Below are 18,993 nucleotides of genomic sequence, written 5' to 3'. Positions count from 1 at the left end.
TTCACCCATGCTCCAATCGCTTTTTTTGCGTTATGAACCCCTCAAAAACCAGGATGTAGTGGCATCGGAACACCAACAGCTTGACCACCACCAATATGGTGATGAACTAATTTAGTTCCACATAATCCTGTAAAATCATATTGTGGAAATTCCCCTCTAAATCCTTAATGATTTAGAGGGGAATTTCCCTATCACATAAGTAATATCATTTCTTATTAAATTTACTGTGTATCAGTTCAAAGAATTTATTTGCACCAAGTGAAATTGCGCCAATAATAAGAACACCAATAATAAAATAAATCTTTTTAAATAAGTTGTAAGGAGATAAAATAGCAACTACAAGAAGTATTATAATTGCAACGAATGTGACTAATTTCCCAACTTTAAATGCTTGCATATCAGCTTTCCTCCTTCTGGATAAAAACAGCCAATATAGTCATACATCACAGGTTCTTTAACCATAAGTTTTTGTTTCCTTCCATAAATCACAATACTTAAAATTCAATAAACCTCTTTAAAAGGTTTCATGTGTTCTACCCCCATCTTCTATATGCTTCCTTAAATAATAGTACCTATGGAGTTCCATAATGAAATGAAACAACATAAACGAAAGCATGGAGTATACACACATTAATACAATTGCTACCATCTTTTGTGTTGCAAAACCAAGACTGATATTAGCAATGAGTTGACCCAATCCTACAAAAGCCACTACTCCAAAACCAGAGTTTTTTTTCGATGATTTTGATTTTTTGATTGATTCCTGAAGTTTTTTAATATGATTTTTATAATAATAATTCAAAGCAAAAATATACAAACCAACCGAAAAAATAAAATAGATAGGAGTTTGTAATCCTAACATTCCATATGCAAACTTTTGGGTTATAACTAATAATCCTACTGAACATACGGTGCCAAATACCCCACGAAATAGAGTGTATTGTAATTGCCGCTTCCTAGGATTTATAACAATCCATATTGCCCATACATTTAAAAAAGCAACTGGTGGAACTATTATGTACATATATATCGGTTGAACAGGATTCGCAAAAGCAGGCAAAAGCACAAATATATCTGCTATCCCAATCACAAGAGTAATTATAGTCGATCTTATATCACTTACAGCGTAAAGAGCCATATAATATTCAAAAACTTTTTTATTAAAATCTGTATTTTTTTTCATGTTAATTAAACCACCCCCGCTACTGTTAACCAAGCTTTTTTGAACCCATTTTCACCATATCCTTAATAATATCATCTTCTCCATCATCATCTAAATCAACATCCCATTTCACACCTTCTGTAAAATATTATTCCCTTCTCGAAAAGAAGATCAACCCATTAATAAGATCTAGGCTTATCAAAAATTTCAAAAAGCCGGAGAGTTTTCTGGTATCGAATCTATTGGGACTCACACCATGTACAAACCTTCGGCTATTGGTTCTATAAATAAACAAAAGATTTCGCTATGTTGTAAGAAATACTCAATCATAGCACCTCATAAATTACACTTAAAATATATTGGTATCAATAAGGAAGAAAAAGTTAATATCTGAGTTACATTTCAAATTTAAAAAATAAAAAGGGCATATCCCTTTCAGAATTGCCCTTTACCTTAAAAGTATATGTCAGCTTATTATTTATTTCTTTTCACAAAATGATGAATCCCTTCAAAGATTACTTCTTTTAAAGCTTCTGGATAATCCGAATAGCCTTCTTTTTCCATAATTATCTCCAACACTTCCCTTAAATTCCCATCAAGTATTATAGTAACTCCTGGCGTTAGTTCACCAGTTTCTTCATTTTTAAATGTTTCTTTTATCATAACTACTTTATTTTCTTCCATGACCTAATCCTCTCTAACTAAATAGTTTTTATTCTCATCTTCCCAATATCTATATTCATAGGGTACTTGTTCATCAAATCGCTGTAAATAACCTCTCCAGTTATTCGGAATATATTCTTCAAAAGATATTGATTCCGGATAATTAGAATAAAAAATTAAACGCTCAAAGTCTATTAGGAAACATGGATTATAATCATAATAGGCTTCTTCTCTATTAGTTCTTATTTCCCTTAAAAATTCTAACCTAATATCTTCTGTAAATCTTTTATATTTTTCTATTCTTTCTAAAAAGTTAGCTATTGTAGTCTCATTTAAAATACTAATGCCTTTTCTTTCCTCTGGATATTCACTAGGAGAATATCCAGCTTGATTATAATCTAAATACCATAAATCCGATTCAGTTATATACCAATTGAGCTTATTTTTATATTTTACACCTACTATAATATTTTCGGCGTATAAAGGCTTAATCATTTAACACGCTCTCCTCTCTTACTTAATAAGTTTAGCATTCCGTCCGTATTCTACCAACCACCGACTAATGGGGTCAGGTAATTCGTATGCAACACCTTCAAATCCATATTTATCAAAAATACCCTTGTCAACAATCTTAGGAGCTGTTCTACCTTGGTTAAGTGGATTAGTTTTATAACCCTTCTGAGAAATCGCATTTTCTCTAATTAAATCATCTAAATACTGTGGTACATCAAATTCCACAATATATGAGTCTGCTCGTTTATTTTTGAAATATGTAGAGTGATCTTTTCCAGTAGATACATTTAAATTATGATCTGCCCTCCATTTACTATTTAAAGAGAGTGTACCATCATCATTAACTAAAATTAACTCTTTACTATCACCACCTTGAACCCTACGATAAGTAACGTTTTCTTCTCCTACACTAGTTCCGCTGACTTTCTTATTAACTTCACTTGTACCTTTAGCTTCATTTACTTTCTCAACAGGTACTTTTTTAGTTTTATTTACAACCTTAGTAGCGTCAGCAGTCATCTTTACACCCTTACCAACTTTTGAAATTTTTCCAATTGGGGTAAGACCAGCTACTACCATCCCACCAGCTAAAAATCGGTCCAAAGTAGACAGTTTTTCTCCAGATGATGGATCAACACCATCCCAAGCCCGACGAATATCATATTCACCACTTATTTCACCAGCTATATCCCTTGCTAGTTTTTTACCATCAAAACCTTTTTCTTCTGATTCCGATGAAAATCTACCATCAATTGCTCCTTCTTCAATTGTACCACTATTTAGAAGGTTATCAGTCTGACGATTTCTATCTTCTGTAATCTCCTGAATTGAAGTTGTCCATTCCATATTCAACCCTTGCGTACTAAATGTACCACTTGCAGGACTAAACCCTTTCCCACTTTGAACTTCCGCAAGACCTGCAGCAATACTAGCTGCTAATTGAAGTGCTGTACTATAATTATTACTAGAGGTCTGATTGAATTGATACAAATGATCCAGCTTTTCTTGCAGTTTTTTCCTCATCACAGTAAAAAGATTCGCCATAGCGTCCATACCTGGGATTGGCATAGCTTGACTGATGGCTTCCATACTTGCTTTCATTCGGTCAATTTCTCGAATTTGTTCTAATATTTCTTGTTCAATTACATCTGTGGAAGCGACTTGTGATTGAAATTGACTTGGAAAAGCATCGTTCTGGCGAATTAACTCTTCACACAGATAAATGATTCCTTGCGCTAAAGGACGAAAGGTTTGTACAAAAAATGATTTTGCACTGCTATAAGTTTGTCCTTGTAGAACAGTATCAATTGCAAAGGCATCAATTGACTGAATGACTTGTTCCATACCTTGAATAGTAGCGTTACATACAGCATTCATACTTTGAGTTTGGCCTTGTACTTCTCCTAAATACATATTTAAGCTCATGCATTGACCTCCCTCGCTAATTGTTGTTGTTGATAGGAAAGGTCGTTTTCTAAATCACTAAGGTTTCGTCTTTCTTTAAGCAACGTTTCTTTTTGGTTTTCTAATTCAAATGTGACTTTTCGTTCAATATGTTGTGCCTCTTGATATGTATTCATAAAAAATTGAGACATTTCTCTATCACCATGCCAAGTTCCTAAAATTCGATCAAACAAACGATGGTTTCGACCTCTCCATTCATAAAAATCTGCTTCCGCTTGCTCCTGAATGTGAATCGCGGATTGATTTCGGTCTTGTTCTTCAAATACACTTCTTAACTTTTGATTTACTTGATTGATTTGTTTTTCAATATCTTGACTCATTATATTCCTCCTACTATTTTACCTTTACGTAGGTTTTCACATTAGCGAAAAGTGTTGTGAAGTTCGTTATCCATTCTCTCAAACTCTTGGGCTACTGAATGAATATTATCGACCGCTTGTTGAAAGGCAGTGGAAAATTGTTTCGTAAAATCTAACATTTGTTGATTCGCTTCTTGTGCTTTGGAATTAACAGATAGTGTTGTACGCGTCGCCTTTGTTATAGAACGATTTGTTGCACTTTGGATTATATTCGAAGCTGTTCTCATCTGCGTAGCAATTTGTTGTGCCGTTTGAAAATTACTTTGAAATTGTCCCATCACTCAAATCCTTTCTCTAATTTTCAGAAGATGCCAAAGAAATCCCAATAAATATATGAAAATTCCCTATTAATATCACTCTTTTTAAACGTGTGTCCAGCTAAGTTGGGCATGCAATCAAATGAGCCATACACTATAAGCTGTATGGCTCATTTGAAATGCCTGTTATATAGAGTATGACAATTTTTATTTCAAACCGAAATTACGTGATAATTCTTCATCATGAGAAGCAACAGCTTCTGCAGTTTTATTAAGCTGCATATTAATTTCTTGTAATAGCTGTGCGAAGTTTTGTACTTTTGGCTTTAATTGATTGAACTGTTGGTCAAAACCTTCAAAAGCACGACCTTCCCATTCTCCTCTTAATTCATTTTGTAAATTTTGTAGTTGACTTAAAATGTCCTCAATTTGATTTGCACCTTGTCCATATTGAGCTGCTTTCGATTTAAGCTCCTCTGGTGACATACGAATTTGTCCAGCCATTTTCATTTCCCCTTTAATACATAATGAGCAAAATATAAATTGGTTAATTTTACTAAATATATTATAATGTATTATTTTGAACTTTAAAACATTTTATCTTTCTATTGAATATTAGAATATTAATATTCAACTTTTTCTTACTTTACAAGATTTTATGCAAAAAAGACCACCAAAAGGCAGTCCCTCAAAACTCAATCCCATCCCGCGCTCCACTACTTTCTCATACAAATAATTCGCAACGATAGTATCTACTACAGCCAAACCAACTGATTTGAAAATAGTAATCTCTTCATCATTTTCGTGACCAGCTTTTCCCCCTTATAATTTAACCAATTTCGGCGTGGAGATTGCTAGTTTTATCAAAATTTGAAGATCACCTGTTTCTAGATCCTATTCAATTAAGCAATCCTACAAATGCCTCTTCTTCCTCATCTATAAAACCTACAAATATAATTTCTTCAATAGCATCCTGATTAAATACAAATGTATAATCAGGATCAATATATCCTTCTGGATAAAAACAGCCTATGTAGTCATACATAACCGGTTCTTCAACCATAAGTAGTTGTTTTCTCCCGTAAATTACAACCTTTTTTGTCCCTCCTTTTAACAGAACAATAGAGCCATTTGGTAACAGCTTTTCTTTAGAAAATTGCATAATTCTCCGCCCTTTCTTATACGGCTGATATATTTTTCAAAGATTATTTAAATAGCGCAGAATCTCACTTGCACCATCCTGTCGTTTTCGATTAAGTATTATTTATCCCTATCACCCAAAATAGAAAAAAGATATCTCTGCTATCTAAATGTAATTCCACATTCATGAGATTAACTCTCCCTCCTATTTTTTCTATCCTTTAACCAACTAGAAGAAGAATGCGATTATATACTTGAAATGCAACAAATCCTCTTTAAAAGCCTATACGTATTTTCCCTCCATCTTCTATATGCTTCCGTAAATAATAATACTTATGGAGTTCTATAATCATATAAAACAAAACAAACGAAAACACTGTGCATGCAGACATAAATACAATTGCCCCCATCTGTTGTGTTGCAATGCTAAGAATTATATTAGCAATTAACTGCCCCGATCCCGCTGCAATAGCTGCTACTTTTACACCACCAGTTCCTTTCGATGATTTTGATTTTTTTCTTGGTTCCTGAAGTTTTTCAATATGATTTTTATAAAAATAATACAAAGCAAAACCATACAAACCAAATGAAAGAATAAAATAGATGGGAGTTTGTAATTGTAACACTTCATAAGCATATTTTTGAGTTATAACCAATAATCCGACTGAACATATGGCGCCATATACTCCTCGAAATAGGGTGTATTGTAATTGTCGTTTCCGAGGATTGATAGCAATCCATATCGCCCACAAATTTAAAAAAACAACTGGAGGAGTTACTATATATACATAGAGTAATCGAAAAGGATTCGCAAAAGCGGGCAACAGAATAAATATGTCCGCTCCCACAAGAACAAGGGCAATTATTTGGAATCTTATTTCATTTACAGGATAAAGAGCCATATAATGTGCAAAAGCTTTCTTATTAAAATCTATAATTTTTTTCATATTAATTAAACCACCCCGCTACTGTTGACCAAGTTTTTTTCGCACCCGTTTTCACCATATCTTTAATACTATCATCTTCACCATCACCATCTAAATCAACATCCCATTTCACACCTTCTGTAAAATATGTTAGTCCTACTGAAACAGCAAATCCAGCTGCCGCAACCGCCAGAACTGGTGCTGCTGGGAGGGCAGCAACTGTAAGAGCCGTTGCCCCTACGGTTACTGCTCCTCCTACAACAACATTACCAATAATATCCCCGGCGATTTTATCATTTGATTCATTATTTTTGATATTCTCACTTGTATCCGTATATGAGTCTATAGCCACACTAAACCATCCAAGTTTATCCTTTAAAGCCATTTTAGACGCACTTAGCGCACTTCCATTTTTTATAAGAGCATCTATTTCTTTTATCGTCTTGCTAGCAGTTCCATTTTTCATTTTTGCCGCGACATCATCTACATAATAAATCTTATAATCCCTATACTTTCCATTAATTTTTTTATTGCCCTTAAAACCGGAATATTCTCTTACAAGGACGCGTTGTGCTCTTCTGTCCAAATCGTATGTTACCTTATAACCATTAATTACTTTATGAGCTGTATTCCCTACTACAACTGCACCTGTAAGTGTTCCGAATGTATTCCCCGCTCCATCCAATGGTGCATTCCAATTGAATCCAGTCATACCTAAAAATGACTCTTTTTTGTCTACTTCACCAGATTCAGAATCCTTATTTAACCTTTCAACTTCACGAGCTTTATCTTCTGTAATTGTTTGAATAGGCCCCGTCCAATCCATATTCAATCCTTGCGTACTAAATGTACCGCTGACAACACTAAATCCCTTCCCACTTTGAACTTCCGCAAGACCTGCAGCAATACTAGTTGCTAATTGAAGTGCTGTACTATAATTATTACTAGAGTTCTGATTGAATTGATACAAATGATCCAGCTTTTCTTGCAGTTTTTGCCTCATAACAATAAAAAGATTTACCATAGCATCCATACCCGGCATTGGCATAGCTTGATTGACAGCTTCCATACTTGTTTTCATTCGGTCAATTTCCCGAATTTGTTCTAATATCTCTTGTTCAATTACATCTGTGGAAGCGACTTGTGATTGAAATTGACTTGGAAAAGCACCATTCTGACGGATTAATTCTTCACACAAATAAATAATTCCTTGTGCCAAAGGTCGAAAAGTTTGTACAAAAAATGCTTTTGCACTGCTATATGTTTGCCCCTGTAACACAGTATCAGTTGCAAAAGCATCAATCGACTGAATTGCTTGTTCCATACCTTGAATGGTGGCCGTACATACAGCATTCATACTTTGAGTTTGGTTTTGTACTTCTCCCAAATACATATTTAAACTCATGAATTAGCCTCCTTTACTAATTGTTGTTGTTGATATGAAAGATCATTTTCTAAATCACTAAGATCTCGTTTCTCTTTAAACAATGTTTCTTTTTGGCTTTCCAATTCAAATGTAAGTTTTCGTTCGATGTATTGTGCTTCTTGACGAATATCCATAAAAAACAATGACATTTCTCTATCTTTATGCCAAGTTCCTAAAATACGATCAAACAAACGATGGTTTTGATTCTTCCATACATGAAAATCTTCTTCTACTTTTTCCTGTTTTTGAATCGCAGATTGATTTCGGTCTTGTTCTTCAAATACACTTCGTAACTTTTGATTTACTTGATTAATTTGTTTTTCAATATGTTGACTCATCTTTTTCCTCCTACTATTTTACTTTACGTAGGTTGTCACATTAGCGAAAAGTGTTGTGAAGTTCATTATCCATTCTCTCAAATTCATTAGATACCGAATGAATATTATCAACCGCTTGTTGAAAGGCAGCGGAAAATTGTTTCGTCAAGTCTAAAACTTGCTGATTCGCTTCTTGTGCTTTGAAATTAACAGACAACGTTGTACGCGTCGCCTTTGTTATAGAACGACTGGTTGCACTTTGAATCCTATCAGAGGCTAATCCCATTTTCGTAGCAATTTGTGTTGCTTTTTGTAAATTACTTTGAAATTGTCCCATTCTTTCAAATCCTTTCTATAAATTTTCCAAATGCATTAAAGAAATCTCATTATATATATCCCTATCAATATCACTCGCTGGGCATGCAATCAAATGAGCCATACACTATAAGCTGTATGGCTCATTTGAAATGCTTGTTATATAGAGTATGACAATTTTTATTTCAAACCGAAATTACGTGATAATTCTTCATCATGAGAAGCAACAGCCTCTGCAGTTTTATTAAGCTGCATATTAATCTCTTGTAATAGCTGTGCAAAGTTTTGTACCTTTGGCTTTAATTGATTGAACTGTTGGTCAAAACCTTCAAAAGCACGACCTTCCCATTCTCCTCTTAATTCATTTTGTAAGTTTTGTAGTTGACTTAAAATGTCCTCAATTTGATTTGCACCTTGTCCATATCGAGCCGCTTTCGATTTAAGCTCCTCTGGTGACATACGAATTTGTCCAGCCATTTTCATTTCCCCTTTAATACATAATGAGCAAAATATATATTGGTTAATTTTACTAAACATATTATAATCTATTATTCTGAACTTTCAAACGTTTTATCTTTCTATTGAATATTAGAATATTAATATTCTACTTTTTCTTGCTTTACAAGATTTTATGCAAAAAAGACCACCAAAAGGCAGTCCCTCAAAACTCAATTCTATCCCGCGCTCCACTGCTTTTTCATACAAATAATTCGCAACAATAATATCTACTACAGCCAAACCAACTGATTTAAAAATAGTAATCTCTTCATCATTTTCGTGACCAGCTTTTCCCCCTTATAATTTAACCAATTTCGGCGTGGAGATTGCTAGTTTTATCAAAATTTGAAGACTACCTGTTTCTAGATCCTATTCAATTAAGCAATCCTACAAATACCTCTTCTTCCTCATCTATAAAACCTACAAATATAATTCCTTCAATATCCTCATGATTAAATACAAATGTATCCTTCTGGATAAAAACAGCCAATATAGTCATACATCACAAGTTCTTTAATCCCAAGTTTTTGTTTTCTTCCATAGTTATTTATGTGAATTCAGCTCGTTTTTTTGTTTTGGGCGAAAAAAATTTTTAACTTGATAGCAATGTGGCGCTGCCCCTATTAGGCAAATTCGACAAAGAAAAAACACCCAAAGGTGCCTTCCTCCCACTTGAACCATCTTAATTTTATTGTGTTGTTATTATATAAGAAAAGAAGACATCGCTTAAGATGTCTTCTTTTACTTGTACAATTGGTGTTAAGAAGGTATTTATTGCTTAAAAACCATAAAAAAATATAACAATCATCGAGTAAACCTATTATAGCATCAATAAATAGAGTTTTTATATGCATCTTTACATATATATAGATTTATTTATGTTTTATCTATATAGTTAAATTGTCTGTTTCTTGTTTTAATTCGTTTGTTTATTTTGAGTGCTCCAGCAATGGAGCCTTTTTTTATGCAATAAAATATTTTCTTAGCATTACTTAGTTGGTCTATATTAACTTTACCCTCTTAAATTATATCTATATTTTACCAAATGATTATATAGATAACCAGTTTTTTCTAATAATTTAGTGGATTGATAATTTTAATGTTAGTTGTTAATACTTATAGAAAAATTCATCATGCAATGAAAATTGAGAAATCAAGAATTATAAAAAACTTATAGTATCTTTTGTAAAGGTATATTTTTAATTTGTATATTAATATGTTATAATTTAATTTCTAAAACTACCAAAAAAGGACTGCCAGTAATGGTGGTCCTTTTTTATATTGGTGAGATTGTACTAGTATAATAAAATAGGATTAACTGTATATTGTGAGTGTGATTGGTTATCCCTTCTTTCCATTTGGAAGGAAAGGGGGTGATATACCTATGGAGTTTTTGTTTGAGCTTCTAAAAGAATTTGTGAAAGCCATTGTACGTGAAGTTTCTGCGTATGTTTTTAGGAAACAAATTTTAGAAAAAGATAACAAAAAACCCACTCCTCGTCGCCGTCCAAAGCAAAAGGGTGGGTTTCGTAAAAAATAAATGAGCACGTAATAGATATAATGTACAGAAGAAAAGAAACCCAAGTGAGTCTTTTTTCAATTTATTACATCCCTAATTGATTGTAAATTGATTTGAATACGTGAATTCACCACGATATTTAATTGCAGCTACATAAGTACCACTTGTATAGCTATCTGTGATAGGGGTTTGCCAAATTTCTGTTCCAGGAATAAATTCTGGTTCTATTGTTTGGAATCGTTCTAGGATACCATTTGTGTGGATTTTAAAAATTTTCATTTGCGCACCAAAATGTTCTCTACCAAAGTGTTGTGCTAAGTAAAATGTATCACCAGTTATTAAATTCCCAATCTTCCAATCTGGTTGATATGTACTTTCCTCTGAATTTTGTAAATCCACAATGGTTTTAAATCCCCAATCATCATTAAGTGGATCTGAGTAAGCTGCAGCTGCTTGTGAGGTAGGCTTACTCATTTCTATTGCAGTAAAACCGCTAAAAGTTAACGCCCCAATTAATGCTAATTTTCCTAACTTCATTATTGTTTCCCCCCTATTAATTTTTGTAATTTTTAAAACCAGAAATCATACACACATAATAATATAATTAACTGTATAATATTTCAAATAATTTCTAAAAAAAGTTATAAATACAAAAGAAAGACACCAAAAGGGGCCTTTCTCCGACTTGAACCACTTTAATTTTAATAATATGTATTGGACTCCCATCCGAATATTATTTTAACGTATTTATCCATATTTTGTTTGCGAAAAAATGAAAAGCATAATATCTTATTACTGCTTGTTCATAGCTTTTATCTGTTATAAACATATTCAGTAGTCATGAAGTCATTAGGGAAGTCGTTGATCACTTTCTTCATAACGTTTAGTTCTTCCTGGGATTTGAGTTCAATACCATTTATATAATCAAATACCTTAGATTGTTCATCTGCTACGTAATTCTGTGTCATGTAATCATCTTGGAAGTCTTTCTTTGCTTTTTCTTTAACGGCATTCATAGCATTTATAAAAAAATTGTACCGTGTAGAATTATTTCACTGTACCAAATATTTGAATTTACTAAACAGTTAGAATGAATACGATTAGTTATATAATTGAAAATAAAATTGTTAAACAAATGTTGAGAAATACTAAATTTCAATTTCCATTATATTCTATTCTTGCTATCATTTAATGTAAGACTATTCAGAAAAGGAAGGGATTATATGCGTGTTCCAGTGAAGGGTAATGAACAGATTTCAAAATTATTTAATGACTGGTATCAAGCTATACTACAACATCAAAATGTACAAGCAACAAACTTAAAACAAGAAGTTGAAGATAAGCTTTCCAGTATAAAAGAAGATAAAAATTTATTATTATACTATTCATTATTAGACTTTAGATATAAAGTACTAACCGATGGATTTAACATTACAAAAGATAGCTTTAATGAAATTAACTCCTTTGATATACCTGATAGTAGTTTTTTATCCTATTATTATCACTTCTTCAAAGCTATTCACAGCACAATTCTTGCAGACTATAATGAAGCAAAAGTATATTTTGAGAAGGCGAAAAAACTTTTAATGTACGCAATGAATGAAGTAGAAGAAGCTGAATTTAATTACCGTTTAGCTTCATTTTATTATCAAATCTATAAACCGCTTTTAGCTATTGATTACATACGAATAGCTAAAGATATTTTCTCTAAACACACAGGCTATAAAATTAATGTAGCATTATGTGACAATGTTTTTGGATTAGCTTGTATAGATTTAAGGCAATTTGAACAAGCCGAAGAAAGTTTTAACACTGCCATAGATATTCTAAAAAGTAAAAATGAAAGAACATTGTTACTACGTGTTAGAAATAACATCGGACTATTATATGCAAATCAAAATCTATCCTCTTTAGCAATTCGTCACTTATCAGAGGTTACAGAAAATATACCAAATCACTTTAAAGCCCTATATTTACAAGCAGATGAAAATTTAAAATTAGGCGAAACGGCAATAGCATCTCAACTCATCGAAAAAGGCTTAAACATTTGCAATGAATTAGCAAATAAAGAATATCAATATCGCTTTAAAATCTTAGAAAAATTGAACAACACGTCTAACACTACAGAATTAGAAGCTGTTGTATTAGCAGGAGTTTCATACTTTAAAAAAGAAGAGTTATGGGATTGCATTGAAGAATATGCAGAACGATTAGCGAATAAATTTTATGCAGAGGAACATCATGTGAAGGCTAGTAAATATTTTTATATGAGTAATGAAGCAAAAAAAAAACTATTAGCTAAAGGGGCGTTAAAGTAATGAAAAAGTTTGGATTAACAATAGCAGGTTTAACGTTAGCTGGAATTATGACTTTTGGTATAAGTAACAACTTAGAATTTTCGGCATTAAACAAAGGTGACACACCTGCACCACAAAGACCTGATTTAGCATTTAGTGATGGGCATATCGGTACTTCTCCAGAATATACACATGGAGAAGGGTGGTCTTCATCTTACACACACGGGGAGCCTTGGGGTATAGCTGATGGTGATACTGGTGCACCTACTTACGATCATGGAAGACCGCCTGCACCACAAGCTTAATTGTTCCGCAAAGAAAGTCATACTACTTGTATGGCTTTTTCTTTATTTTAGTTACTTAAGCCCTACATTTTTATCTGATTTGCTTTTGCTGGTGTAGAAGAGGGAAAATATAGAAGCATAAAGTGAAACTTTGCCCTCACCAATTGGGCTTTTACGGGCAGCCCGCCCCCACCTAATTTCTTTGCTTTCGCTGAATTTTGAGGTGGGGATCTTACTGCCCGTTAATGCGGGATAAAAGAAAACCGCCTGAAATGATATGTACTTGAATAGTAGTACATAAAAAATACAAATAACAATAAATTAAATATCGTTAAAACAAAAAGGAGATGTCCCAGGCATAGTACTAGGACATCTCCTTTACTTATCTAAATTCTACAAAGCACTCTCAATTAAACAATTATTAAATATATCTTCTATCTAAAACATCGTATTATCATTAGCTGCTTCACTTGGAATCTCTTGAATTACATCCCAGTGTTCAACAATCTTTCCATCCTTGATACGAAATATATCCACTATAGCAACTCCCTTATCTTGAGAATTAGTACGAGAATGTACATGAAGAGCAACTGTATCCCCTTCAGCTACTACACGTTTAATCTCTGCAGAGGAATTAGGATTTTTAACAAAATCCTCCTTAAAGAAATCCATGAAGGCTTTTCGTCCATCAGCAACAAAAGGATTATGTTGCTTATAATCTTCGCTAACATATTTAGGGATAATATCGATATTATGTTTGTTAAAAACTTCATTATAGAAATCAACTACCATCTTTTTATTCTTTTCATTTTCTTTCACTTCTTTTGATACAGAAGCAACATTCTCGCTCTTTATTGAGTTTCCTTTGTTATTACCGGTGGAAGCTTGATATACCAAAGTCGAAACTACTCCTAAAATAAATACAGAAATAATTGTTATGATTAAACTTTTCTCTAATTTCATATATACCTACCTCTTCTACTTAAATAAGTTTTCTTCTATAAAAAGCTTGAAGAAGGAGAAACCTTCCCCAAAATGTAATGTCAGGGGGAAGGTTAGGAATTTCATTTATCCTAACCTCCCCCTATACAAGGCATATTAGAAACGATCCATTCTAACTTAATACCTCATTAACAGTTGCACTGTCCACAATTTGAATAAACTTCTTAACCTTATCGTTCTCATCAAACTTATAAAGGTGACAAAAATCTGCTACAAATGACTTCCCTGTAGCTTTATATGTCCCACTATATTTTCCATACACGATAACAGTATTGTTATTAAAAGCATAGATTTCATCTTTAGCGCTATAGTCATCCCATTCTGTGCCAAGACGTTCATGTACGTTTTTCACTACTTCATCTGGACCTATATAAGTACCTGCATATGGAAACCCAGCAGCTTCTGTCCAAGATACATTTTCACTTAAATACGTTTTGAACGCATCCAATTTCCCTTCGCCAGTTAACACATACGTTTCATGTAATAGCTTTTGATATTTATTCATATCATTAACCCCAAGGCATTTCTTTTGTTACAACTTTTGCACTTAATTCTAATACACCTTTATTTGCATAGCCTGGATATGCTGCTTCAAGTTTTGCCACAAAATCTTTTGAAGTTCCACTTTCCTCAGAAGCTTGAACCGCAGTTCTTAGATAATCCATTGTCGCAGTAAGTGCTTGATTATTTAGGGATTTTTCGATTGATCCATGGCTAGGTACAATTATGTCAGCATGTAATGCTTGTAATACTTTCAAGTTCTCAATCCACGCCTCCATAGCCGCTTTTGAGCTAGTATCCGCTAAGAATACATGTATTTCGTTAAATACATCAATACCACCAATTAATACTTTTAGTTCTTTATTAAATAGGCTAGTTCTGTAATGATCTAAGCCTACTAGTTCAAATGTTAACCCCTGAAAATCAATCGCTTTTTCTTTAAACACTTGAGGTAATACCACGTTACTTGGTGCATTTTCTCCAAGGGCGTCTTTCCAAACTTTTAATTTCCCTAAGACAGAATGAACGATATGTTCAACAGTAGACTCTGTTGCATACGCTATAGCTTCTGGGTAAACGGCTTTAATGCTCTCTAATCCAAAGTAGTAGTCTGGATCCCCATGAATAATAAAGATTTTATCTAAAGATAAGTTATTTTTTTTCAGATACTCAACAATTCCTTTCGAATCAGATTGAGTAAATTTTGAATTTATTAAAAATGCATGTCCTGCTTTCTCAACTAATGTTGCTGTGACCATAAAGCTTTTTTCGTCCGAACTAAACACCGTTAATTTCACATCTTTTTGATTTGTATCGATTGTTTTAAACATAGTATGTTATTCTCCTTTTGTTAAAGTTATGAACTAATTATCATATTTTTATCTTGTTCCGATAAAGTGAAACTTTAATCAGTGGGGGTTTTGTTCATCCCCCACTGATTATTAGCCCACACCAATCGGACTTTTACGGACAGTTGATCCCCCACCTAACTTCTTTGCTTCCACTGAATTTTGAGGTGGGGGTCTTACTGCCCGTTAAAGCGGCATAAAATCTCCCACTCCCATTTATCTGAAAGTGTAATAGTACTGGCGAATATTCCGGAGATAAATGTCAGGTGGCTTAAGATAACATGTTTGCTACTATATCCTAAATTTTCTTAATATAAATTTTTAAAACGTGCTTCAATTTTATCCGGCGTCATTACGCCACCACCAATAGGAATAATTTGATTATCCTTTTGTAAAAGTAATGAAGGATAGCTATTAACACCAAGCTGTCGAACTTTATTAAAATCATTTTGGACATCTATTATTGTTTCTTGAGCGTTTAAACGTTCTAATACTTGTTCAGGGTCCAAACCATGCTCGATTGCAATTTTACGATATGTTTCAGGATCACTCAGACTTTGGCCCTCATAATAAAACGCTTTTTGCATAGCCGAAGTGAATTCTAATAAACGGTCTGGCGCTAATGAGCGTAAAGCTGAAAAACCAATTGCAGCATCTTTCGAATTCATTTTAAAAGTCCCTTCCTCCACCAATTTTTGATAGGAAGGACCAAATTCAGCACCTGTAAGTTGATTAATTCTTTTATTTCCTTCTTCTATATATGAGAAGTGTTTCATTAGTAAATTATCCAAAATAACCCTCCACATAAAACCGTTAATGGCACTTCAGTGTGGTTTTTGTAAAATCCTTTAATACTTTCTGAAAAACCATAGCACCATCCACAATATGCATCCCATACGTAAATAAGATTATCTTGTTTCGTCTCCATTTAAATCTCCTACCTTTTTTTTATTATCCAGCTCAACTAAATTTTTGGTTTATATAAGTACATCTTTTTATACCTTGTTCTTTTTTAGATACCTTACTATATTTCCCCAAAACTAATATTTCCAAAGAAAGATCCACCAAGGTTTTTAACAAAAGATAACGTTGCACCTTATTGCCCCGTAACAGAAAATACTAAAGCTTAGAATATGCATCGATTTGAATGTGTTAGTAACTTTCTACACCGGGTGGCAACGTATGGACCACCATCCTTAATTAAATATATAAATCATATTTTTAGCAGATATTAGTTGTAACTAAATTGATTACATCTTTATGTAACTATTTTAGTTACAACTAATATAGAAGTCAATTCTTTTTTCCGAAAACATTAAATTTCTACATTAATCTACAACTAATCCCACTCTTTACAAAAATATATCAACGATTATTCAATTATATCGATCGTAACTCCGAATATATCAACGTTTCGACACAACATATCGATTTACCGACAAATTTCGAGCGCGTTATCTCCTAAACTAACAACCAATCCCACAACCCAACACAAAAGAAAAAAGCACCAGGTCCCCCCCAATGCTTTTCCTCAAATCTAAAACAAATGACAAGCCACTTCATGCCCCTTCGCAATCTCAACCATCTTCGGTACTTCCTGTGCGCATTTTTCAGTGGCGAATTTGCAGCGCGTTCTGAATTTGCAGCCGGATGGTGAGTTGAGCGGGCTTGGTACTTCTCCCTCTAGGATAATCCGTTCTTTACCAGTGTTTGTTGGATCTGGTTCTGGCATGGATGAGAGTAGTGCTTGTGTGTATGGATGTGCCGGTTTTGCGTATAGGTCTTCACTATCGGCAATTTCTACTATGTTTCCTAGGTACATGACTCCGATTCGGTCTGATATGTGTCTTACCATGGATAGGTCATGTGCGATGAATAAATATGTGACGCCTGTTTCTTCTTGAATGTCTTGCAGCATGTTTACGACTTGTGCTTGGACTGAGACATCGAGTGCTGAGATTGGTTCGTCACATAGGATAAAGTCTGGTTTTACAGATAGTGCGCGCGCGATGCTAATGCGCTGGCGCTGGCCCCCGCTAAATTCGTGCGGGTAGCGATATAAGTGTTCTTCTTTTAATCCTACCTTTTTCAGAAGGTCTAAAATGATTTCTTTTTGTTCTTCTTTTTCGTAGGAACCGTGAATGTTCATTGGCTCACTAATAATTTGGAATACGTTCATCGACGGATTTAATGATGCGTATGGATCTTGGAAAATGATTTGCATTCGTTTTCTATATTCTTTTAGTTCACTTTCCTTTAAACTTGCGATATCTTTTCCATCAAATAAAACGTTACCTGAAGTGACATCGTGTAAGCGAATGATACTTCTTCCTGTCGTTGATTTTCCGCATCCAGATTCTCCTACTAACCCGAATGTTTCACCCTTTTTAATAGTGAAGCTTAAATCATCGACTGCTTTTAATTGCTCTGTTTTTCTACCGAATAGTCCTTTTTTAATAGGAAAATACTTTTTTAAGTTCCGAACTTCAATTAAGTTTTCTTCATGCATGGGAATCACCTACCGCCCTATCATTTAACCAGCACATGGAACGCCTTCCGTCTCCGATTTCAAAATATGGCGGACGTTCTTTTTCACAAATGTCCATCGCATGCGGGCAACGCTCTGCGAATGGGCAACCTTGTGGCGGGTTTAATAAGTTTGGCGTTACACCTTGAATAGGAGCGAGCCTTTCTTTTACGCCGTTCGCTATTTTTGGCAAAGAGTTTAATAGCCCTTTCGTATATGGATGATTCGGCGATTGGAAAATATCAAGTACAGGTCCTTCTTCCATAATAAGCCCGCCGTACATAACGATAACGCGCGTACAGTTTTGCGCGACGATTCCTAAGTCGTGCGTAATAAGAAGTAACGCCATATTCGTTTCGTTCTTTAAGTTTTTCATTAAATCTAGTATTTGCGCCTGTATCGTTACATCAAGTGCAGTCGTCGGTTCGTCCGCAATAAGAAGGTCTGGGTTACAAGACATCGCCATTGCGATCATAACCCGCTGCTTCATACCACCGCTTAGTTCATGCGGATATTGTTTTACCCTTTCTTCTGGTGACGAAAGGCCGACTTGTTTTAACAAGTTAATCGCGATCTGCTCTGCTTCTTTCTTTTTCACTTTTTGATGACGTATAATTACTTCTGTCATTTGTTTTCCAATTTTCACGACCGGATTTAGTGCTGACATTGGGTCTTGAGAGATAAGTGAAATTTGATTTCCTCTAATAGAACGCAATTCTTTTTCAGATTTAGAAAGTATGTTTTCATTATGAAAAAGGATTTCCCCTTCTTTCACTTTTCCTGGTGACGTAATGAGAGACATAACAGACTTCGCCATTACACTCTTCCCGCTTCCAGATTCCCCAACGATACCGACTACTTCTCCTTTATTTAAGCGAAATGTAACGCCGCGAACCGCTTCAACTTCGCCACTTTCTATGAAAAAAGAAGTCTTTAAATTTTTCACTTCTAGTAGTTTTTCAGACACGCTTCTCA

The 18,993-nt window shown here is 33.9% G+C and carries 23 protein-coding genes and 8 pseudogenes; 4 read left to right on the top strand and 27 right to left on the bottom strand.

Translation table 11 applies throughout. The features are described from left to right. Positions 1-41: 41 nt before the first annotated feature. The 4 genes and pseudogenes from ACZDYH_RS07550 to ACZDYH_RS07535 form a co-directional block, all read right to left on the bottom strand. Positions 42-110, bottom strand: a pseudogene (locus tag ACZDYH_RS07550) (hypothetical protein); the annotation flags it as partial. Positions 111-205: 95 nt separating this feature from the next. Beyond that, the gene (locus ACZDYH_RS07545; RefSeq protein WP_001147552.1) at positions 206-397 is read right to left on the bottom strand and encodes a hypothetical protein; all 192 of its coding nucleotides are present in this window, start codon (positions 395-397) and stop codon (positions 206-208) included. Positions 398-408: 11 nt separating this feature from the next. Beyond that, positions 409-501, bottom strand: a pseudogene (locus tag ACZDYH_RS07540) (DUF4176 domain-containing protein); the annotation flags it as partial. Between the two features lie 13 nt (positions 502-514). Further along, positions 515-1,183: a hypothetical protein gene (locus ACZDYH_RS07535; protein WP_140159397.1), complete on the bottom strand. Its 669-nt coding sequence runs from the start codon at positions 1,181-1,183 to the stop codon at positions 515-517. Between the two features lie 127 nt (positions 1,184-1,310). On the opposite strand from ACZDYH_RS07535, the pseudogene ACZDYH_RS07530 reads away from it, so the two are divergent. After that, positions 1,311-1,556, top strand: a pseudogene (locus ACZDYH_RS07530) (site-specific integrase); the annotation flags it as partial. A gap of 80 nt (positions 1,557-1,636) precedes the next feature. Here the strand turns inward: ACZDYH_RS07530 and ACZDYH_RS07525 are convergent. The 15 genes and pseudogenes from ACZDYH_RS07525 to ACZDYH_RS07455 all read right to left on the bottom strand — a co-directional run. Continuing rightward, positions 1,637-1,846: a hypothetical protein gene (locus tag ACZDYH_RS07525; protein WP_000392187.1), complete on the bottom strand. Its 210-nt coding sequence runs from the start codon at positions 1,844-1,846 to the stop codon at positions 1,637-1,639. A 3-nt stretch (positions 1,847-1,849) separates the two neighbouring features. After that, positions 1,850-2,320 (bottom strand): hypothetical protein, encoded by a 471-nt coding sequence (locus ACZDYH_RS07520; RefSeq protein WP_000595044.1) that lies wholly within the window; start codon positions 2,318-2,320, stop codon positions 1,850-1,852. 18 nt (positions 2,321-2,338) lie between these two features. After that, positions 2,339-3,763 (bottom strand): pre-toxin TG domain-containing protein, encoded by a 1,425-nt coding sequence (locus tag ACZDYH_RS07515; RefSeq protein ID WP_000056052.1) that lies wholly within the window; start codon positions 3,761-3,763, stop codon positions 2,339-2,341. Further along, the gene (locus ACZDYH_RS07510; protein ID WP_000076120.1) at positions 3,760-4,122 is read right to left on the bottom strand and encodes a DUF3958 family protein; all 363 of its coding nucleotides are present in this window, start codon (positions 4,120-4,122) and stop codon (positions 3,760-3,762) included. The genes ACZDYH_RS07515 and ACZDYH_RS07510 overlap by 4 nt, the downstream gene beginning before the upstream one ends. A gap of 41 nt (positions 4,123-4,163) precedes the next feature. Then, positions 4,164-4,439 carry a TIGR04197 family type VII secretion effector gene (locus ACZDYH_RS07505; protein WP_000529655.1) on the bottom strand — a complete coding sequence of 92 codons (276 nt, stop codon included), beginning with the start codon at positions 4,437-4,439 and terminating at the stop codon, positions 4,164-4,166. Positions 4,440-4,625: 186 nt separating this feature from the next. After that, positions 4,626-4,922, bottom strand: a complete 297-nt coding sequence (locus tag ACZDYH_RS07500) for a WXG100 family type VII secretion target (protein ID WP_000918587.1) — start codon at positions 4,920-4,922, stop codon at positions 4,626-4,628. A 126-nt stretch (positions 4,923-5,048) separates the two neighbouring features. After that, positions 5,049-5,240 (bottom strand): annotated as a pseudogene (locus ACZDYH_RS07495) (hypothetical protein); the annotation flags it as partial. 76 nt (positions 5,241-5,316) lie between these two features. Beyond that, positions 5,317-5,580: a DUF4176 domain-containing protein gene (locus ACZDYH_RS07490; RefSeq protein WP_138101366.1), complete on the bottom strand. Its 264-nt coding sequence runs from the start codon at positions 5,578-5,580 to the stop codon at positions 5,317-5,319. Between the two features lie 253 nt (positions 5,581-5,833). Then, the gene (locus ACZDYH_RS07485) at positions 5,834-6,505 is read right to left on the bottom strand and encodes a hypothetical protein (protein ID WP_098821582.1); all 672 of its coding nucleotides are present in this window, start codon (positions 6,503-6,505) and stop codon (positions 5,834-5,836) included. 1 nt (position 6,506) lies between these two features. Next, entirely contained in the window at positions 6,507-7,889 is a 1,383-nt protein-coding gene (locus tag ACZDYH_RS07480) for a T7SS effector LXG polymorphic toxin (RefSeq protein ID WP_152122297.1), read from the bottom strand. Further along, positions 7,886-8,248, bottom strand: coding sequence for a DUF3958 family protein (locus ACZDYH_RS07475; RefSeq protein WP_000077666.1), 363 nt, complete (start codon positions 8,246-8,248; stop codon positions 7,886-7,888). The genes ACZDYH_RS07480 and ACZDYH_RS07475 overlap by 4 nt, the downstream gene beginning before the upstream one ends. A gap of 40 nt (positions 8,249-8,288) precedes the next feature. Further along, positions 8,289-8,564 carry a TIGR04197 family type VII secretion effector gene (locus tag ACZDYH_RS07470; RefSeq protein ID WP_006923578.1) on the bottom strand — a complete coding sequence of 92 codons (276 nt, stop codon included), beginning with the start codon at positions 8,562-8,564 and terminating at the stop codon, positions 8,289-8,291. A 158-nt stretch (positions 8,565-8,722) separates the two neighbouring features. Further along, positions 8,723-9,019: a WXG100 family type VII secretion target gene (locus tag ACZDYH_RS07465; protein WP_000918591.1), complete on the bottom strand. Its 297-nt coding sequence runs from the start codon at positions 9,017-9,019 to the stop codon at positions 8,723-8,725. 198 nt (positions 9,020-9,217) lie between these two features. Continuing rightward, a pseudogene (locus ACZDYH_RS07460) lies at positions 9,218-9,337 on the bottom strand (ornithine cyclodeaminase family protein); the annotation flags it as partial. Positions 9,338-9,413: 76 nt separating this feature from the next. Next, positions 9,414-9,582 (bottom strand): annotated as a pseudogene (locus ACZDYH_RS07455) (DUF4176 domain-containing protein); the annotation flags it as partial. A gap of 842 nt (positions 9,583-10,424) precedes the next feature. Between ACZDYH_RS07455 and ACZDYH_RS07450 the strand changes: the two are divergent. Then, positions 10,425-10,580 (top strand): hypothetical protein, encoded by a 156-nt coding sequence (locus ACZDYH_RS07450; RefSeq protein WP_000394762.1) that lies wholly within the window; start codon positions 10,425-10,427, stop codon positions 10,578-10,580. A 72-nt stretch (positions 10,581-10,652) separates the two neighbouring features. On the opposite strand, the gene ACZDYH_RS07445 is transcribed toward ACZDYH_RS07450, so the two are convergent. Further along, positions 10,653-11,096 (bottom strand): DUF5065 family protein, encoded by a 444-nt coding sequence (locus ACZDYH_RS07445; RefSeq protein ID WP_016121981.1) that lies wholly within the window; start codon positions 11,094-11,096, stop codon positions 10,653-10,655. A gap of 255 nt (positions 11,097-11,351) precedes the next feature. Then, positions 11,352-11,578, bottom strand: a pseudogene (locus tag ACZDYH_RS07440) (hypothetical protein); the annotation flags it as partial. A 204-nt stretch (positions 11,579-11,782) separates the two neighbouring features. On the opposite strand from ACZDYH_RS07440, the gene ACZDYH_RS07435 reads away from it, so the two are divergent. Together ACZDYH_RS07435 and ACZDYH_RS07430 are read left to right on the top strand one after the other, a co-directional pair. Further along, positions 11,783-12,877: a response regulator aspartate phosphatase gene (locus ACZDYH_RS07435; RefSeq protein ID WP_016121980.1), complete on the top strand. Its 1,095-nt coding sequence runs from the start codon at positions 11,783-11,785 to the stop codon at positions 12,875-12,877. Continuing rightward, positions 12,877-13,161, top strand: coding sequence for a hypothetical protein (locus tag ACZDYH_RS07430; RefSeq protein ID WP_016121979.1), 285 nt, complete (start codon positions 12,877-12,879; stop codon positions 13,159-13,161). Before ACZDYH_RS07435 ends, ACZDYH_RS07430 begins: the two co-directional genes overlap by 1 nt. A gap of 417 nt (positions 13,162-13,578) precedes the next feature. Here ACZDYH_RS07430 and ACZDYH_RS07425 read toward each other — a convergent pair whose 3' ends face one another. The 6 genes and pseudogenes from ACZDYH_RS07425 to ACZDYH_RS07400 form a co-directional block, all read right to left on the bottom strand. Continuing rightward, on the bottom strand, positions 13,579-14,103 hold the full coding sequence (locus tag ACZDYH_RS07425) for a nuclear transport factor 2 family protein (RefSeq protein ID WP_000764214.1): 525 nt from the start codon (positions 14,101-14,103) through the stop codon (positions 13,579-13,581). A gap of 151 nt (positions 14,104-14,254) precedes the next feature. Further along, entirely contained in the window at positions 14,255-14,647 is a 393-nt protein-coding gene (locus ACZDYH_RS07420; RefSeq protein WP_001046361.1) for a nuclear transport factor 2 family protein, read from the bottom strand. 4 nt (positions 14,648-14,651) lie between these two features. Beyond that, positions 14,652-15,473 (bottom strand): MBL fold hydrolase, encoded by an 822-nt coding sequence (locus tag ACZDYH_RS07415; protein WP_006919777.1) that lies wholly within the window; start codon positions 15,471-15,473, stop codon positions 14,652-14,654. 326 nt (positions 15,474-15,799) lie between these two features. Next, positions 15,800-16,419: pseudogene (locus ACZDYH_RS07410) on the bottom strand (DsbA family protein). Between the two features lie 609 nt (positions 16,420-17,028). Further along, positions 17,029-18,000 carry an ABC transporter ATP-binding protein gene (locus tag ACZDYH_RS07405; protein WP_000544142.1) on the bottom strand — a complete coding sequence of 324 codons (972 nt, stop codon included), beginning with the start codon at positions 17,998-18,000 and terminating at the stop codon, positions 17,029-17,031. Continuing rightward, on the bottom strand, positions 17,993-18,985 hold the full coding sequence (locus ACZDYH_RS07400; RefSeq protein WP_434713596.1) for an ABC transporter ATP-binding protein: 993 nt from the start codon (positions 18,983-18,985) through the stop codon (positions 17,993-17,995). Before ACZDYH_RS07400 ends, ACZDYH_RS07405 begins: the two co-directional genes overlap by 8 nt. Positions 18,986-18,993: the final 8 nt, after the last annotated feature.

It is taken from the genome of Bacillus sp. EB V-12, from assembly GCF_056158125.1.
This window is presented reverse-complemented; position numbering and strand designations above follow the sequence as displayed.

What these genes read in the sequence shown, in the direction of transcription:
- ACZDYH_RS07545 (WP_001147552.1), bottom strand. Translation starts at nt 397, where the DNA reads ATGCAAGCATTTAAAGTTGGGAAATTAGTCACATTCGTTGCAATTATA.
- ACZDYH_RS07535 (WP_140159397.1), bottom strand. Translation starts at nt 1,183, where the DNA reads ATGAAAAAAAATACAGATTTTAATAAAAAAGTTTTTGAATATTATATG.
- ACZDYH_RS07525 (WP_000392187.1), bottom strand. Translation starts at nt 1,846, where the DNA reads ATGGAAGAAAATAAAGTAGTTATGATAAAAGAAACATTTAAAAATGAA.
- ACZDYH_RS07520 (WP_000595044.1), bottom strand. Translation starts at nt 2,320, where the DNA reads ATGATTAAGCCTTTATACGCCGAAAATATTATAGTAGGTGTAAAATAT.
- ACZDYH_RS07515 (WP_000056052.1), bottom strand. Translation starts at nt 3,763, where the DNA reads ATGAGCTTAAATATGTATTTAGGAGAAGTACAAGGCCAAACTCAAAGT.
- ACZDYH_RS07510 (WP_000076120.1), bottom strand. Translation starts at nt 4,122, where the DNA reads ATGAGTCAAGATATTGAAAAACAAATCAATCAAGTAAATCAAAAGTTA.
- ACZDYH_RS07505 (WP_000529655.1), bottom strand. Translation starts at nt 4,439, where the DNA reads ATGGGACAATTTCAAAGTAATTTTCAAACGGCACAACAAATTGCTACG.
- ACZDYH_RS07500 (WP_000918587.1), bottom strand. Translation starts at nt 4,922, where the DNA reads ATGGCTGGACAAATTCGTATGTCACCAGAGGAGCTTAAATCGAAAGCA.
- ACZDYH_RS07490 (WP_138101366.1), bottom strand. Translation starts at nt 5,580, where the DNA reads ATGCAATTTTCTAAAGAAAAGCTGTTACCAAATGGCTCTATTGTTCTG.
- ACZDYH_RS07485 (WP_098821582.1), bottom strand. Translation starts at nt 6,505, where the DNA reads ATGAAAAAAATTATAGATTTTAATAAGAAAGCTTTTGCACATTATATG.
- ACZDYH_RS07480 (WP_152122297.1), bottom strand. Translation starts at nt 7,889, where the DNA reads ATGAGTTTAAATATGTATTTGGGAGAAGTACAAAACCAAACTCAAAGT.
- ACZDYH_RS07475 (WP_000077666.1), bottom strand. Translation starts at nt 8,248, where the DNA reads ATGAGTCAACATATTGAAAAACAAATTAATCAAGTAAATCAAAAGTTA.
- ACZDYH_RS07470 (WP_006923578.1), bottom strand. Translation starts at nt 8,564, where the DNA reads ATGGGACAATTTCAAAGTAATTTACAAAAAGCAACACAAATTGCTACG.
- ACZDYH_RS07465 (WP_000918591.1), bottom strand. Translation starts at nt 9,019, where the DNA reads ATGGCTGGACAAATTCGTATGTCACCAGAGGAGCTTAAATCGAAAGCG.
- ACZDYH_RS07450 (WP_000394762.1), top strand. Translation starts at nt 10,425, where the DNA reads ATGGAGTTTTTGTTTGAGCTTCTAAAAGAATTTGTGAAAGCCATTGTA.
- ACZDYH_RS07445 (WP_016121981.1), bottom strand. Translation starts at nt 11,096, where the DNA reads ATGAAGTTAGGAAAATTAGCATTAATTGGGGCGTTAACTTTTAGCGGT.
- ACZDYH_RS07435 (WP_016121980.1), top strand. Translation starts at nt 11,783, where the DNA reads ATGCGTGTTCCAGTGAAGGGTAATGAACAGATTTCAAAATTATTTAAT.
- ACZDYH_RS07430 (WP_016121979.1), top strand. Translation starts at nt 12,877, where the DNA reads ATGAAAAAGTTTGGATTAACAATAGCAGGTTTAACGTTAGCTGGAATT.
- ACZDYH_RS07425 (WP_000764214.1), bottom strand. Translation starts at nt 14,103, where the DNA reads ATGAAATTAGAGAAAAGTTTAATCATAACAATTATTTCTGTATTTATT.
- ACZDYH_RS07420 (WP_001046361.1), bottom strand. Translation starts at nt 14,647, where the DNA reads ATGAATAAATATCAAAAGCTATTACATGAAACGTATGTGTTAACTGGC.
- ACZDYH_RS07415 (WP_006919777.1), bottom strand. Translation starts at nt 15,473, where the DNA reads ATGTTTAAAACAATCGATACAAATCAAAAAGATGTGAAATTAACGGTG.
- ACZDYH_RS07405 (WP_000544142.1), bottom strand. Translation starts at nt 18,000, where the DNA reads ATGCATGAAGAAAACTTAATTGAAGTTCGGAACTTAAAAAAGTATTTT.